General features: G+C 74.1%; 14 protein-coding genes and 1 tRNA gene. 10 read left to right on the top strand and 5 right to left on the bottom strand.

The genetic code is table 11. The features are described 5' to 3' along the window. Positions 1–81 precede the first annotated feature (81 nt). From ABEA04_RS00190 to ABEA04_RS00180, 3 genes are read right to left on the bottom strand one after another with little or no spacing between them, the layout of a single operon-like run. Positions 82–1,680 (bottom strand): PP2C family protein-serine/threonine phosphatase, encoded by a 1,599-nt coding sequence (locus tag ABEA04_RS00190; protein ID WP_345453023.1) that lies wholly within the window; start codon positions 1,678–1,680, stop codon positions 82–84. Continuing rightward, on the bottom strand, positions 1,677–2,168 hold the full coding sequence (locus ABEA04_RS00185; protein WP_345453020.1) for an FHA domain-containing protein FhaB/FipA: 492 nt from the start codon (positions 2,166–2,168) through the stop codon (positions 1,677–1,679). The genes ABEA04_RS00190 and ABEA04_RS00185 overlap by 4 nt, the downstream gene beginning before the upstream one ends. After that, positions 2,161–2,913: an FHA domain-containing protein gene (locus ABEA04_RS00180; protein ID WP_345453018.1), complete on the bottom strand. Its 753-nt coding sequence runs from the start codon at positions 2,911–2,913 to the stop codon at positions 2,161–2,163. Before ABEA04_RS00180 ends, ABEA04_RS00185 begins: the two co-directional genes overlap by 8 nt. Positions 2,914–3,194: 281 nt before the next feature. Here ABEA04_RS00180 and ABEA04_RS00175 point away from each other — a divergent pair. Beyond that, a tRNA-Leu gene (locus ABEA04_RS00175) sits at positions 3,195–3,280 on the top strand. 298 nt (positions 3,281–3,578) lie between these two features. After that, on the top strand, positions 3,579–4,271 hold the full coding sequence (locus tag ABEA04_RS00170) for a hypothetical protein (protein ID WP_345453015.1): 693 nt from the start codon (positions 3,579–3,581) through the stop codon (positions 4,269–4,271). 143 nt (positions 4,272–4,414) lie between these two features. On the opposite strand, the gene ABEA04_RS00165 is transcribed toward ABEA04_RS00170, so the two are convergent. Continuing rightward, the gene (locus tag ABEA04_RS00165) at positions 4,415–4,732 is read right to left on the bottom strand and encodes a sigma-70 family RNA polymerase sigma factor (RefSeq protein ID WP_345453012.1); all 318 of its coding nucleotides are present in this window, start codon (positions 4,730–4,732) and stop codon (positions 4,415–4,417) included. A gap of 157 nt (positions 4,733–4,889) precedes the next feature. On the opposite strand from ABEA04_RS00165, the gene ABEA04_RS00160 reads away from it, so the two are divergent. The 8 genes from ABEA04_RS00160 to ABEA04_RS00125 all read left to right on the top strand — a co-directional run bounded on the left by ABEA04_RS00160 (position 4,890) and on the right by ABEA04_RS00125 (position 13,079). Further along, complete coding sequence (locus ABEA04_RS00160) at positions 4,890–6,245, top strand: DUF2254 domain-containing protein (RefSeq protein WP_345453009.1); 1,356 nt, start codon at positions 4,890–4,892, stop codon at positions 6,243–6,245. Between the two features lie 112 nt (positions 6,246–6,357). Next, positions 6,358–7,566, top strand: coding sequence for a sensor histidine kinase (locus tag ABEA04_RS00155; RefSeq protein WP_345453006.1), 1,209 nt, complete (start codon positions 6,358–6,360; stop codon positions 7,564–7,566). A 219-nt stretch (positions 7,567–7,785) separates the two neighbouring features. Continuing rightward, the gene (locus ABEA04_RS00150; RefSeq protein ID WP_345453003.1) at positions 7,786–8,787 is read left to right on the top strand and encodes an SDR family NAD(P)-dependent oxidoreductase; all 1,002 of its coding nucleotides are present in this window, start codon (positions 7,786–7,788) and stop codon (positions 8,785–8,787) included. Between the two features lie 4 nt (positions 8,788–8,791). Then, the gene (locus ABEA04_RS00145; RefSeq protein WP_345453000.1) at positions 8,792–9,433 is read left to right on the top strand and encodes a nitroreductase family protein; all 642 of its coding nucleotides are present in this window, start codon (positions 8,792–8,794) and stop codon (positions 9,431–9,433) included. Between the two features lie 25 nt (positions 9,434–9,458). Further along, positions 9,459–9,935, top strand: coding sequence for a glutathione peroxidase (locus tag ABEA04_RS00140; RefSeq protein WP_345452998.1), 477 nt, complete (start codon positions 9,459–9,461; stop codon positions 9,933–9,935). Between the two features lie 16 nt (positions 9,936–9,951). After that, positions 9,952–10,434 carry an SRPBCC family protein gene (locus ABEA04_RS00135; protein ID WP_345452995.1) on the top strand — a complete coding sequence of 161 codons (483 nt, stop codon included), beginning with the start codon at positions 9,952–9,954 and terminating at the stop codon, positions 10,432–10,434. Positions 10,435–10,540: 106 nt separating this feature from the next. Continuing rightward, positions 10,541–11,890: an NAD-dependent malic enzyme gene (locus tag ABEA04_RS00130; RefSeq protein WP_345455573.1), complete on the top strand. Its 1,350-nt coding sequence runs from the start codon at positions 10,541–10,543 to the stop codon at positions 11,888–11,890. A gap of 40 nt (positions 11,891–11,930) precedes the next feature. Continuing rightward, the gene (locus ABEA04_RS00125) at positions 11,931–13,079 is read left to right on the top strand and encodes an alkaline phosphatase family protein (RefSeq protein ID WP_345452992.1); all 1,149 of its coding nucleotides are present in this window, start codon (positions 11,931–11,933) and stop codon (positions 13,077–13,079) included. Positions 13,080–13,104: 25 nt separating this feature from the next. Here the strand turns inward: ABEA04_RS00125 and ABEA04_RS00120 are convergent, their stop codons facing one another. Continuing rightward, positions 13,105–13,749 carry a hypothetical protein gene (locus ABEA04_RS00120; protein WP_345452989.1) on the bottom strand — a complete coding sequence of 215 codons (645 nt, stop codon included), beginning with the start codon at positions 13,747–13,749 and terminating at the stop codon, positions 13,105–13,107. Positions 13,750–13,809 lie beyond the last annotated feature (60 nt).

The following is a 13,809-nucleotide window of genomic DNA, read 5'->3' as shown; positions in this document are numbered from 1 at the left end:
CGGGGCCGGCCTGGGTCGACTGGGACGGCGCGGCCAGCGGGCCGCCCGGGGGCACGGCGGGGACGGTCATCTCAGCTCACCTCAGCCCTGGGGTCCGGCGGTCGACGTGGAGGTGGTGCCGGTGGGCTCGGTGGTGCCGGTGGAGGGGGTGGACGGCGTGGGCGTGCCGGTCGGGCTCGCGGACGGGTCGGTGGGGTCGGTCGGGTCGGTGGCGTCGGAGGGGTCCTCGCTGCCCTCCTGCTCGAGGCGGGTGAGCTCGTCGGACGTCATCCGCTTGCCGCCGAGGGTCTCGACGTCCTCGCGGGCGCCGTCGAGGGTGTCGGCCTGGTACTTGCCCGAGCGCAGCTCGTCGGCGTCGAAGGGCGCGAGGTCGGTGACCTCGACGGTGGTGACCACGACGACCTCCGACAGCTCGATGCCGAGCACGTCGGCGTCGATGCCGCGGTAGATGACCACCACGCCGTCCTCCTCGCCGAGGTAGTACTGGTCCTGCACCAGCGACCAGGTGACGGCGGCGGCGATCCACAGCACGCCGACCACGATCAGCAGCGCCATCACGCGCCGCAGCCAGCGGTAGCGCGGCGGCGGCTGCGGGGCGTAGCGCGCCGCCTCGGGGTCGAGCGGCACCAGCGGGTCGCTGGGGATGGCGAACGGCACCTCGTCGGGCAGGTCGGCGTCGACCGGCTCGAGCTCGCCGGTGTCGCCGGAGCGGTGGCCGCGGAACAGCCCGCGCGGCAGCCGGCGCTTCAGCTCGGCGGCGGCCCCGACCAGCAGCGGCTCGAGGTCGGTGAAGGCGGGGTCGGCCGCGGCCGCCTCCTCGCTGAGGACGTCGGCCACGACGCAGGTGACGTTGTCGGAGCTGCCGGCCTCGAGGCTGGCGCGCACCAGCTCGACGGCGGCGAAGTCGGGGGAGCCCATCGAGAGGATGTCGGCGAGCCGGCCGTCGTCGAGGACGCCGCTGGCGCCGTCGCTGCACAGCAGCAGCCGGTCGCCCTCGACCAGCTCGAGGACGAACAGGTCGGGCTCGGCCTCGTGGACGCCGTCCAGGGCCTTGAGGATCAGGTTGCGGTGGGGGTGGGTGCGGGCCTCGGCCTCGGTGATGCGGCCCTCGTCGATCAGGCTCTGCACGAAGGTGTGGTCGGTGGTCAGCTGCGAGAGCTCGCGGTCGCGGAACAGGTAGGCCCGGCTGTCACCGACGTGCCCGATGCCGACGCGGCGTCCGTCGAAGAGCGCGACGGTGGCGGTGGTGCTGGTGCCGTTCAGGGCGGGGTCGTCGTCGACGAGCCGGCCGATCTGCTCGTGGGCGTCGTGCAGCACGTGCGTGACGCGGTCGAGCAGCGGCACCGTCGACTCGGCGCCGTCGGGCGGGACGTCGCCGCGCCGCACCTGCGAGATGGCCGCGCTGGAGGCGATGTCGCCGCGGGCGGCGCCGCCGACGCCGTCGCACACGCTGAGCAGCCACGGGCCGGCGTAGCCGGAGTCCTGGTTGTCCTTGCGCACCCGGCCGACGTCGGAGATGGCGGAGTAGAGCAGCCGCAGCGAGGCGCCCTGGCCCCCGCCGGCCCCGGGCTGGGTGTCGGCGTCGAGCGGGTCGACGGGCAGGCTCGGCACGGTGTCGGGCGCCGGCTCGGACCCGGTGCCCTCCGGGTCCGGCTCCGGGTCGCGGTGTCGGTCCCTCACTTGCGCAGCTCCACGATCGTCTTGCCGATGCGGACCTCGGTGCCGAGGGTGATCGTGGTGGGCTGGGTCAGGCGCACGCTGCCGATGTAGGTGCCGTTGGTGGAGCCGAGGTCCTCCACGAACCACTGGTCGCCGGAGGCGGCGATGCGGGCGTGGCGGGTGGAGACGTAGTCGTCGTCGAGCCGGATGGCGGCGTCGCTGCCGCGGCCGATGAGGATCGGCGCGCGGTCGAGCGTGGCGGTGGCGCCGACGTTGCTGCCCTGGGTGACCGCCACGTGCGTGGGGACGCCACGCCGCTTGCTCGCGCGCTGCTTGGGCTGCTTGGGCGCCTTGCCCTGCTTGCCCTGCTTGGCGTCGGCGGTGCGGGCCGACTCGGGCACCCGGGCGCCGAACATGTCGGAGCGGATGACCGAGATCGCGGCCAGCACGAAGATCCAGAGGATGGCCAGGTAGGCGATGCGGATGAGGAAGAAGGTCAGCTCAGACACCGGCCACCCCCGACTGCCCGTACTGCCCGGCCTCGGTGACGAAGCGGATGGTCAAGGTGGTGTTGCCCAGTCGCACGACGGAGCCCTCCTGCAGGCTGGCGCGGGGCACCTTGCGCCCGTCGACGAGGATGCCGTTGGTCGAGCCGAGGTCGTGCACCTCGACGTGCGGGTGCCCGCCGGAGCGGTCCTCGACGACCATCAGCTCGAGGTGGCGGCGGCTGATGCCGGGGTCGTCGATGCGCAGGTCGGCGTCGCTGCCGCGGCCCACGACCAGGCCGGGCGGCTGCAGCGGGTGCCGCGTGCCGTTGACCTCGAGGACGGCGAGCGCCCGCGAGACCTGGCGCGGCGAGGCGGTGCCGTGCACGGTGGCCTGCGCCTCGCTGCGGATGCGGAAGCGACCCGTGGAGAGGTCGTCGGCGGCCTCGAAGCCGATGCGGATCGGGCCCGGGAAGACGTAGCCCTGCGTGTCGGCGTGCTGCTGCAGCTGGTCGGAGAGCTCGCGCGCGAGCGTGGAGTCGTAGGGCGCGAGGCGCGACAGGTCGGTGCCGGACAGCTCGACGTGGAAGTCGTTGGGCACCAGGCGCCGGTCGCGGGAGAGGATCTGGGCGTTGTTGTCGGCCTCGCGCTGCAGCGCGGCGGCGATCTCGACGGGCTGGACGGCGCTGCGGAACGTCTTGGCGAAGACGCCGGAGATCATCGTCTCGAGGCGTCGCTCGAACCGCTGCAGGCCACCCACGTCGCGCACCTCCTCGTCGTCCTCTGCTCGTCACTCGCTCGTCCCGGCCACGCCGGCCGCCTCGCGGCACCCGGCGACGTCCCGCTGCTGCGAGCGGGCGACCGCATGCCGACCACCGGTCCGCAGACCGGAGGCTGGGCTCGATCGTAGCGACGCCACCGCCGTGCACCGTGCAGCCCGGCGTGGCGGCGTCCCCCCGGGCGGCCGCCCCGACCCACAACGCCCGCGAGGGCCCGGGGTTACCGGTTTGGGTGCCGCCGCGGCGCTGGGATAGCCTGACGCCGCTTCTTGCGAGAGTGGCGGAACGGCAGACGCGCTGGCTTCAGGTGCCAGTGTCCGAAAGGGCGTGGGGGTTCAAATCCCCCCTCTCGCACCACACGACCTCCAGGTCAGGCCGTATCCGGCCGGACCGCCCATCCGCGCCCGGGTCGACGGGGTGCTCGTCCGCTCGCTGGGGTCTGCTCGGCGTCCTGGTGCCCGCACGAGGCACCCGGCCTGGCCCGCCTCTGCCGGGCGCCCGTCGGCGGCCCGGGCGGGGTCGCCCCGGGGGGTGAGTCGAGGGTCGAGTGCCGCATCCACCAACCCGCGACGGCGGTCGTGACGGACCACTACCTGTCCAGACGTCCTAGCAACGGATGTTCACACCACAACCCCCACAGCTTGGGAGTTACCTGATGAACAGCAGGACCAGCAGGACCAGCCGGGCCCTTCGCGGCACCGCCGCACTCGTCGCGGCAGGTGCGACCACCGGCGCCATGGTGTTCGGCGCCGCGGGTCAGGCGCAGGCCGTGACCCGCGCCACCGGCGACCCCGACACCAACCGCTCCACCCACGACGGTGCGGGCGATGCCGACGCGAGCTCGCGGGCCACCGCCCAGGGCCGGCTCACCGTCCACACCGACGCGGACGGCGGCAACGCGCAGACCTCACCGGGCATCCCGGGGCTTCCCGGCCTGCCGGGTGGCAGCGACGCGGCCGACAACCAGACCCGTGCCAGCGCCGACGCCTCGGTCCGCAGCCGCTACCAGGTCGCCGACGGCACCTACCGCGTCGTGGTGCGCTACCGCGGCGCGCACGGCGTCGAGCGTGACCGCAACTCCAGCCGGGCCGACCTCGACCTGCACACCACCGTGCAGTTCAAGTCGAACTCGGGTGGTCGCAACCTGAGCTTCAACCAGCGCCGTGACCTGCCGGGCAACCCCCGCGCCGTCACGTCGAGCTTCACCATCAAGGTGCCCGACGACTCCAGCGGCTTCTTCACCGTCGACGCCGCCCTCGAGGGGATCTCCACCGCCAACGGCCGTGGCGGCGAGGCCAGCACCCGCGGCGAGGTCGCCGGCGTGTCGGTCTCGGTCAACCGGATCTGACGCAGGCCCACACCGAGCAGCGTGATCGACCGGCCGACCCGGACGACGAGCTCACGATGGCGTCCGACCCACCACGGGTCGGACGCCATCGACTCGTCGGCCCACCCACGGAACCCGTCCCGTCGTCGGCGTCGGGCCCGAGCTCACCGTCGGTGCTGCCGACCAGGACGTCGGCCGGGTCTGCCGGCGCTGCGTCGACGAGCACCGGTGGCCGCGTTCAGCTGGACGAGCCGCATCATCCACGCGCGCGCGCTCAGGTCGGTCGACCTGAACCCGCCGCAGCCGCGCCACGCCTGCGCGTAGGCGTTGCGCACGATGCCGTCGACGTCGTCCGGGCTCGTCGCGACCGCGCGCGCCAGCAGGTGCGCGGCGTCGATCGTGTCGTCGTAGAACGCCGCGAACGCGTCGCGGTCGTGCCGGGCTGCTCGGTCGAGCAGCCCCGCGAGGTCTGTGGGGGTCATTGCGCTGCAAGTTAGTGGGTGGACGGCGCGTCCCGGATCAGCCCATCGGCCAGAGTGAGACCGGACGCGCCGACGGCTCCCGCGAGAGCGCAGCCGGCCGGGGCGCTCGCACGCGCCGGGATCGCTACGGTGAGCCGAGACACCGAGGGGACCGGCCATGAGGATCGCCGCATCGAGCTGGGACTGGCTGCGCGCGCAGCTGTGGCCGATCCCGTCGCTGGCCCTCGTGGTCGCGATCGTCGCGGGAGTGCAGCTGCCGCGGCTCGACCGTGCGGTCGACGACCGGCTGCCGCGGTGGCTCTCGGCCGTGGTCTTCGACGGCGGGCCGGGGGCTGCGCAGACCGTCCTCGACGCGATCTCGAGCTCGCTCATCACGGTGACGTCACTGACCTTCTCGCTCACCGTGGTGACCCTCCAGCTGGCCAGCAGCCAGTTCTCCCCTCGGCTGCTGCGCACCTTCACCCGGGACCTGTTCGTGCAGGCGACCCTCGCCCTGTTCCTGGCGACCTTCGTGTTCTCCCTCGCCGTCCTGCGCCTGGTCCGGTCCGAGGACGGCTCCGACGCGGCGTTCGTGCCCCGGCTGTCGGTGACGATGGCGTTCCTCCTCGTCGTGGCCAGCGTCTTCATGCTCGTGCTGTTCCTGGCTCACCTGACGCGCACCATCCGTGTCGAGACGATGCTGCAGAGCGTGCACGCGGAGGCCTCGGCAACCGTGGCCACGACGCTCGGCGAGAAGGACGACGCCGCGGTGCCTGCCCCGCCGGCGCCGCGGGACGCCGTCGAGCTGCGGGCGGGGAGCTCGGGCCTGGTCACCTCGGTCTCCGAGGGCAGGCTGCTGCGGGCGGCGGTGGAGGCCGACGCGGTCATCGCGATCGACGTCCGACCCGGCGACCAGGTCGTGCGCGGCGTCCCCGTCGGCCGGGCCTGGCGACACCGGGCCATCACGAGGCCGGGGGAGACCGACGAGAGTCTCACCGACGGAGTGGTTGCGCTCGCCGAGATCGCCACGGCAGCCACCGACCGCGCCGTGCGCTGCGGTCCTGAGAGGACCGGCGCCCAGGACATCTCCTTCGGCCTGCGTCAGCTCACCGACGTCGCCAACAAGGCCCTGTCACCGGGGATCAACGACCCGACGACCGCGATTCACGCCATCGGCCACCTCGCCGCCCTGTTGTGTGACCTGAGCGAGCACGACCTAGGGCCACGTCTCGTGCGCGACGACGCCGGCGCCGTGCGCCTCGTGCTCGCGCGGCCGGACTTCGACGAGCTCCTCGAGGTGGCGATCGGCCAACCGCGACGTTACGGCGCTGCAGACCCCCTCGTCCTCGCAGCGCTCTACCGGCTGCTCGAGGCCCTGGCTCATCGCGCACCCCCGCGCCACGGCCCCGTCGTCCGGACCCAGTTCGAGCGTCTGGAGAGGACGGTCGGCCAGCGGGACCTCGACGACGCCGAGACCGCCGTCCTCCACGCCCTCGGCTCCCGCGTCCGGCGGCAGCTCGACCGGAGTCGGTGACAGCGGCCGCGCGCGGCCGCCACACCGGCCCTGCCGCCGCGCCCCCGAAGGGTGAGAGACGCCAGCGGCGCCCGCCCCTAGCCTTGGCGGGTTCTGCTGGGAGGGAGCGAACGTGATCGACGAGCCTGTCCTCACGGCCCCGGCCGCGCTCGTCCCCGACCCGCCGCAGCCGCCGGACCCCGTGGCCGACCGCGCGTGGGACCTCACCTTCGAGCGCTCGCCGATCGGGATGGCGGTCGTGCTGCCCGACGGGTCGTGGGCGCGGGTCAACGAGGCGCTGTGCCTGATGCTCGGCCGGTCGCCCGACGAGCTGCACGCCTGCACCTTCCAGGACATCACCCACCCCGACGACCTCGCGGCCGACGTGGAGCTGCTCGAGGAGTGCCTGGCCGGGCGGCGCGACGGCTACCGGACGACGAAGCGTTATGTGCACGCGAACGGCGACCTGGTGTGGGGCGACCTGTCGGTGGCCCTGGTGCGCCACCCCGACGGCCGGCCGATGCACTTCGTGTCGCAGATCCTCGACATCACCGACCAGCACCGCGACCGCGACCGGCTCGAGGGCGCGCTCGAGCGTCTCGCCCGGGCCAACGAGGACCTCGAGGCGTTCGCCGCCATCGCCAGCCACGAGCTCAAGACGCCCCTCGCGGGGGTGCGGGCCGGTCTCGAGCTGATCCGCGACCTGCTCGAGACCCCCGACGCCACCGCCCTCTCCCAAGTCCGCGCTCTCGCCGCGCGCGGTGAGAGCTCGGTCGACCGCATGGCGACCCTGCTCGACGCGCTGCTCGCCCTCACCGTGACCAAGACCGGTGGCGCCGACGGGGACGGCGGGGCCGGTGAGAGCACCCTGCGCCGCCCGGTGGCGCTCGCCGTGGTGGTCGAGGCGACGCTCGGCGACCTCCCCGCCTCGCTGCGGCTGCCCGACGTCACCATCGAGGTGGCCCCCGGCGTGGCCGCGGCTCCTCCGGTCGCCGTCGAGCCCAACCTCGTGCGCACCGTGCTGACCACCCTGGTGGCCAACGCGGTCAAGTACCGCGACGCCGGGCGGCACCTCACGGTGGTCATCGACGCCGGCGAGCCGGACGACGGCTCGCTCACGGTGTGCGTCGCGAACGACGGCCCGCCGATCCCGGCGGCCGAGCGCGAACGGGTCTTCAGCCTGCACTCGCGCGGCTCGTCGACCACCGCGGTCACCGGCTCGGGCATCGGCCTGGCCGTCAGCCGCAGCATCGTGGAGTGGCACGGGGGTCGCATCTGGATCGACGGCGGCCCGACGTCGGGCGTCACGGTCGCGTTCACGCTCCCCCTCGCGCCCCACTAGGCTTCGCTTGTAAGGGTGCCGAACCGGTCGTGTGACCTACGTTACTGTGCAGTAGAGCGCACGAGTGTCCACTTTCGTGCGTCTGACCTCGTCGGGGCTCGCCTGCGTCCGATAGCCTGACCCGGGCCGTCCCCCGTTCGACCGTGGGGGGAGAGCGGGGGACGGTCTCTCCGGGTGCCTCACCCCGACGGGGTGCGGGGCCGCTCCTAGGCTCCTCGCGTGGCCTCCCACGATCGTCTCCTGCCCGTCCTCGACGCGGTGCTCGACCGCTCCCTGGTCGGCTACACCAGGCTCGGTCCGGCCCTGCGCCGCCGCTGGTGGCCCGCCGACCCCGAGCCCGGCAGCCTGGCCGGTCAGCGGGTCGTCGTCACCGGGGCGACGTCCGGCCTGGGCGAGGCGATGGTCACCTCCTTCGCCTCCCTCGGCGCCACCGTGCACGTGCTGGGCCGCAACCCGGAGAAGATCGCGCGGGTGCTGGCCGACGTGCGCGCGGCGATGCCGACCGCCGAGCTGGTCGAGGAGGTCTGCGACGTCGGCGACCTCGACGCCGTCCGCGCCTGGTGCGACGACCTCGCCGCCCGGCTCGACGCGTCGGGCGACGGCCTGCGCGGCCTGGTGCACAACGCCGGCGTGATGCTCGACGAGCGCACCGAGTCGCCGCAGGGCCACGAGATGACGCTGGCCGTGCACGTGCTCGGCCCGCACCTGATGACCGAGCGCCTGCTGCCGCAGCTGGGCCGCGCGGGCGGCAGCGTGGTGTGGATGTCGTCGGGCGGCATGTACAGCGCCGGCCTGCGCACCACGCCCGAGACGATCGAGTACCGCGACGGCGGACCCGCGGGCTACCGCGGCATCCGGGCCTACGCCCGCACCAAGCGCATGCAGGTCGAGCTGGCCGACGCCTGGAACGACCGGCTGCGCGGCGGCGAGGTGCGGGTCGAGAGCTGTCACCCCGGCTGGGCCGCGACCCCCGGTGTCACCGACAGCCTCCCGGGCTTCGACAAGGTGATGGGCCCGCTGCTGCGCGACGCCGAGGGCGGCGCCGACACCGCCGTGTGGCTGGTGGCGGCCCGTCCCGACTCCGACGGCACCCACCACTTCTGGCACGACCGGGCCCCGCGACCCACCACGTTCCTCGTGCAGCGGCCGACCGACCCCGACCAGCGCCGGGACTTCGTCGACTACGTGGCCGGCGCGACCGGCACGGTCTGGCCCGCGTGAGCTCGTGACCCAGGCCCCCACCCCGGACGCCGAGGGCCTGGCCGAGCCGCTGCGCTCCCGCTGGAGCCCCAGCGTCTTCGACCCCGCCCACACGCTCGGCCGCGACGACGTCGCCCTGCTGCTCGAGGCCGCCCGCTGGGCCCCCAGCCGTGGCAACTCCCAGCCGTGGGCGCTCGTCGTCGCGCCGCGGGGGAGCGCGGCCCACGCCGCCCTCGTGCCCCACCTGTCCCGCGGCAACTCCGGGTGGGTGCCACGGGCCTCGCTGGTCGTGCTCGCCGGGTGCCGGCTCGACGAGCTCAAGGACACCGCCCACGCGCCCCACGCCCACCACGACCTCGGCCAGGCCGTCGCGCACCTGACCCTGCAGGCGCGGGCGATGGGCCTGCACGCCCACCAGTTCGCCGGCTTCGACGCCGACGCCGCGGCGGCCGCGCTCGGCGTACCCGACGGCGTCCGGCTGATGACCGGCGTCGCCGTGGGCGCACGGGGCGACGCCGCCGAGGTGCCCAAGCGCGACGCCGAGCGCGAGCAGCGGCCGCGGGTGCGTCGTCCGCTCGAGGAGGTCGCGACCGGTGGCCCGTTCGGCACCCCGTGGGACGCGCCGTGGACCGCCGGCCGCATGACGGGCGCTGACCCGCAGGGGTGACGCGCGGTTTGCCAGACTCGGGGGCATGACCTCCCTGCAGGACTTCAGTGCGACCAGCCTCGACGGTCGCGACGTCGACCTGTCGGCCTACGCCGGCCAGGTCGTGCTGGTGGTCAACACCGCCTCCAAGTGCGGCTTCACGCCCCAGTTCGACGGCCTCCAGCAGCTCTACGACCGCTTCGGCGACCAGGGCTTCACCGTGCTCGGCTTCCCGAGCGACCAGTTCAAGCAGGAGCTCGGCAGCGACGACGAGGTCGGCGCGTTCTGCCAGAAGAACTACGGCGTCTCCTTCCCGATGTTCAGCAAGATCAAGGTCAACGGCAAGGACGCCCACCCGCTGTACAAATGGCTGAAGAAGGAGGAGCGGGGGCTGATGGGCCGCATCCCGTGGAACTTCACCAAGTTCCTCGTGGGCAAGGACGGCCAGGTGGTCGGCCGCTACTCGCCCAAGACCGACCCCGCCGACCTCGCCGCCGACGTCGAGAAGGCGCTCGCCGCCTGACCGCGCCGAGCACCCCGTGAGCACCTTCACCTCCTCGACCACGGCCCGGGCGGTCGTGCCGGTTGAGCGCGACCAGGTCTGGGACGTGCTGATCGACCCCGACCTCGTCGCCCGCTTCACCCCCTTCATCAAGCGCATCGAGCCGGTCGGCGACGACCACTGGGTCTGGCACATGTCGGGCCTCAGCGTGCTCGGCAAGGGGTTCGCCGCCACCTTCACCGAGCGGATGACGCTCAAGGAGGGCGAGCGCATCGAGTTCGACCACGACCCGCCTCCCGGCGCGAAGGAGCGGGCCGGCGTCCACGGCTGGTACAACCTCACCGACCACGAGGACGCCGGCCAGCCGGCCGTGATGCTCGAGATCAGCCTCGAGATCTGCATCGACCTGCCGCTGCCGCGGGTCTCCGGACCGGCGGTGCGCAGCACGATGCGCGGCGTCATCGCCACCATGGGCGACCGGTTCAGCAAGAACCTGCTCGCGCACCTCGGCGTCCGCTGAGCCGCCGGTTACCCGGGGGTCACCGGCGCGACTGTCGTCGCCGGGGCCGGGCTGGCAGGGTGTGGCCGTGCCCCGGACCGCCACCACGTCGTCGTACTCGATCACCATGCGCCTGCACACCGCGCCCGACCACCGCGTGGTCGGCTCGGTGGCCACCGCGATCGCCGAGGCCGGCGGCATCGTCACCGCGATCGACGTCGCCGAGTCGAGCAACACCCGGCTCGTCCTCGACGTCACCTGCTCGGCCGGCGACGCCGACCACGCCCACCAGCTCGAGGAGGCGGTCGACGCCGTCGAGGGCGTGGAGGTCTACAAGGTCAGCGACCGCACCTTCCTGCTGCACATCGGCGGCAAGATCGAGGTCGCCTCGCGGGTGCCGCTGAAAAACCGCGACGACCTCTCGATGGCCTACACCCCGGGCGTCGGCCGGGTCAGCCAGGCGCTCTACGAGAACCCGGACGACGTGCGCCGGCTGACGATCAAGGGCAACTCGGTGGCCGTGGTCACCGACGGCTCGGCGGTGCTCGGGCTCGGCAACATCGGCCCCGGGGCGGCGCTGCCGGTCATGGAGGGCAAGGCGGCCCTGTTCAAGCGGTTCGCCGGCATCGACGCCTGGCCGATCTGCCTCGACACCCAGGACACCGACGAGATCGTGCGCACCGTCGAGCTCATCGCCCCCGGCTTCGGCGGCATCAACCTGGAGGACATCGCCGCCCCCCGCTGCTTCGAGATCGAGCAGCGGCTGCGCGAGCGGCTCGACATCCCCGTCTTCCACGACGACCAGCACGGGACGGCGATCGTGGTGCTGGCCGCGCTCACCAACGCGATGCGCGTGGTGCACAAGCAGCTGGCCGAGGCGCGGGTGGTCGTCGCGGGCGCGGGCGCCGCCGGCACCGCGATCGTCACCCTGCTGCTCGCGGCCGGCGTCACCGACGTCGTGGTCTGCGACCGTGACGGCTGCCTCACCGCCGACGGCGAGGGACTCTCGCCGGCGCAGCACGAGCTGGCCAAGGTCACCAACCCCCGCGGCGTCACCGGCAGCCTGCACGACGCGCTGGCCAGCGACGGCGGCGCCGACGTCTTCATCGGCGTCAGCGCACCCGGCATCCTGCAGCCGGAGTGGATCGCCGACATGGCCGACCGCGCCGTCGTCTTCGCCCTCGCCAACCCCGACCCCGAGGTCGACCCCGGCGAGGCCGGGCGCTACGCCGCGGTGGTCGCGAGCGGCCGGTCGGACTACCCCAACCAGATCAACAACGTGCTCGCCTTCCCCGGCGTCTTCCGCGGCCTGCTCGACGCCCGTGCCCACGAGATCACCGTCGACATGCTGCTGCGGGCGGCCGAGGCGATCGCCCTGGTCGTCAAGGACGACGAGCTCAACCCCAGCTTCATCGTCCCCAACGTCTTCCACCCCGACGTGCCCACGGCCGTCGCCGCCGCCGTCCGCGGGCGCTGACCCGCCGATGACCCAGCGATGACCCGGCGATGACCCGGCGATGACCCGGCGCGCCGTCGCGCTCGTGGCGGCCGGCGTCCTGGCGCTGGCGGGCTGTTCCGGCGGGGACGACGGCGCCGGCCCGGCCGAGCCGTCCTCCGGCGCGCCCGACCGGACGGCGGCGACGTCCGCGCCGGCGACCCCCGAGCGGACGGGGCCGACGAGACCGACCGAGCCGACCGAGCCCGCCGAGCCGACCGATCCGGCGAACCCGACGAGGTCCCCCGACCCCGCCGAGCCCGCCGACATCGAGCACGTCGTGGCGATCTCGGTCGACGGGCTGACCCCCGACGTCCTCGACGTGCTCGGCCCCGACGAGGTGCCCGCGCTGCGGCGGCTGCTGCGCGAGGGCGCGGGCACGCTGAACGCGCGCACCGAGCTGGAGTCGACCCAGACGCTGCCCAACCACGTCGGCATGGTCACCGGCCGGCCGGTCGACCCGGCCGCCGGCGGGCACGGCGTCGACTGGAACGACGACCGCCTGCGCGGCACGGTGCAGGTGGCCGCCGGCGGCCCGGTCGCCTCGCTGTTCAGCGTGGTCGACGAGGCCGGCGGGTCGAGCGCGGTGTTCACCGGCAAGGTCAAGCTCGGCATCTTCGCGCTGTCGTGGCCCGACGCGGTCGACCGCAGCGTGGTCGAGCCCGACACCGAGCGGCTCGCCCGGCTCGCCACGCGCGACCTCGCGCGCCGGCAGCCCACCGTCACCTTCGTGCACCTCGCCGGCCCCGACGAGGCCGGGCACGCCGCCGGCTGGCTCTCGCCGGCCTACCTGGACGCCGTCCGCGAAGCCGACCGCGTGATCGGCCGGCTGCTGCGGGTGGTCGGCGACGTGCCCGCGCTGCGCGACCGCACCGCCGTCGTCCTGACCGCCGACCACGGCGGCAGCGGGTCACGTCACCGCGACCCCGCCGACCCGGTCAACTACACGATCCCGTTCGTGGTCGCCGGCCCCGGCGTGCCCGCAGGCGACCTGTACGAGCTGTCGCCCGGCCTGGCCGACCCCGGCCGGGGGCGACCCGGCTACGACGCGGCGCGACCGCCGGTGCGCAGCTGCGACCTCGCCGACGTCGCCCTCACGCTGCTGCGGCTGCCGCCCGTGCCCGACGCGGGCTGCGACGCGGCGGCGCTGATGCCGCTGACGACCGGCTGACGACCGGCCGACGACCGGCTGGGTCTCAGGCCTCGGTCTCGGGCCGCACCCGCACCTGGTCGGCAGGGCGGAAGCGCACGAGCGAGCGCAGCGCCCGGTCGCGCAGGCCGGAGTCGGGCGCCTCGACGATCACCGAGAACGGGTGGTCGGCGTAGGTGACCCCGACGCGGGCCGTGAGCAGACCGTCGCCGTCGCGCGCCCGGTAGGAGAGCCGGTCGCCGCCGGCGGCGGTGGAGGGCTCGGCGTTGCCGAAGCTCTTGCGCAGTGCCGCCTTCGACGCGCCGGCCGAGGGCCGCCGGGTGTAGGTGATGCGCACCGTCTGGGCGGCGAAGGTGGTGCGGCAGACCAGCTGCACCACCGACGCGGCGTTCTTGCCGCGGGCCTGCACCTGGCGGCACTCGTCGGGATCCACCGACGGGAAGACCCAGCGCAGGCCGGCGACGCCGGTGGGCTCGGTGCACTCGGCGGCGGGGCGCTGCGCGCCGTCCCAGCAGGTGACGTCGGGAACGGTGTCGTCGCGCTCGGGCTCGGCCCGCAGCATGTTCGCGCCGACGGCGGCCGCGATCAGCAGCCCGGCGAGCAACGGCACCAGCACCAGGACCGCCCGCCACCGCAGCAGCACCCGCACCGGCCAGGGCCGCTCGGGCGCCTCGGTGGCGGGGTCGGACATGGGTGGCTCCTGCGGCGGGAGAGGGGGTGGGCCGGGTTCGGCGCGGCCCATTGTGCCGTC

Source organism: Nocardioides marinquilinus (assembly GCF_039543705.1).
Classification (GTDB): Bacteria; Actinomycetota; Actinomycetes; order Propionibacteriales; family Nocardioidaceae; genus Nocardioides; species Nocardioides marinquilinus.
This window is presented reverse-complemented; position numbering and strand designations above follow the sequence as displayed.

What these genes read in the sequence shown, in the direction of transcription:
- ABEA04_RS00170 (WP_345453015.1), top strand. Translation starts at nt 3,579, where the DNA reads ATGAACAGCAGGACCAGCAGGACCAGCCGGGCCCTTCGCGGCACCGCC.
- ABEA04_RS00165 (WP_345453012.1), bottom strand. Translation starts at nt 4,732, where the DNA reads ATGACCCCCACAGACCTCGCGGGGCTGCTCGACCGAGCAGCCCGGCAC.
- ABEA04_RS00160 (WP_345453009.1), top strand. Translation starts at nt 4,890, where the DNA reads ATGAGGATCGCCGCATCGAGCTGGGACTGGCTGCGCGCGCAGCTGTGG.
- ABEA04_RS00140 (WP_345452998.1), top strand. Translation starts at nt 9,459, where the DNA reads ATGACCTCCCTGCAGGACTTCAGTGCGACCAGCCTCGACGGTCGCGAC.
- ABEA04_RS00130 (WP_345455573.1), top strand. Translation starts at nt 10,541, where the DNA reads ATGCGCCTGCACACCGCGCCCGACCACCGCGTGGTCGGCTCGGTGGCC.
- ABEA04_RS00125 (WP_345452992.1), top strand. Translation starts at nt 11,931, where the DNA reads ATGACCCGGCGCGCCGTCGCGCTCGTGGCGGCCGGCGTCCTGGCGCTG.
- ABEA04_RS00120 (WP_345452989.1), bottom strand. Translation starts at nt 13,749, where the DNA reads ATGTCCGACCCCGCCACCGAGGCGCCCGAGCGGCCCTGGCCGGTGCGG.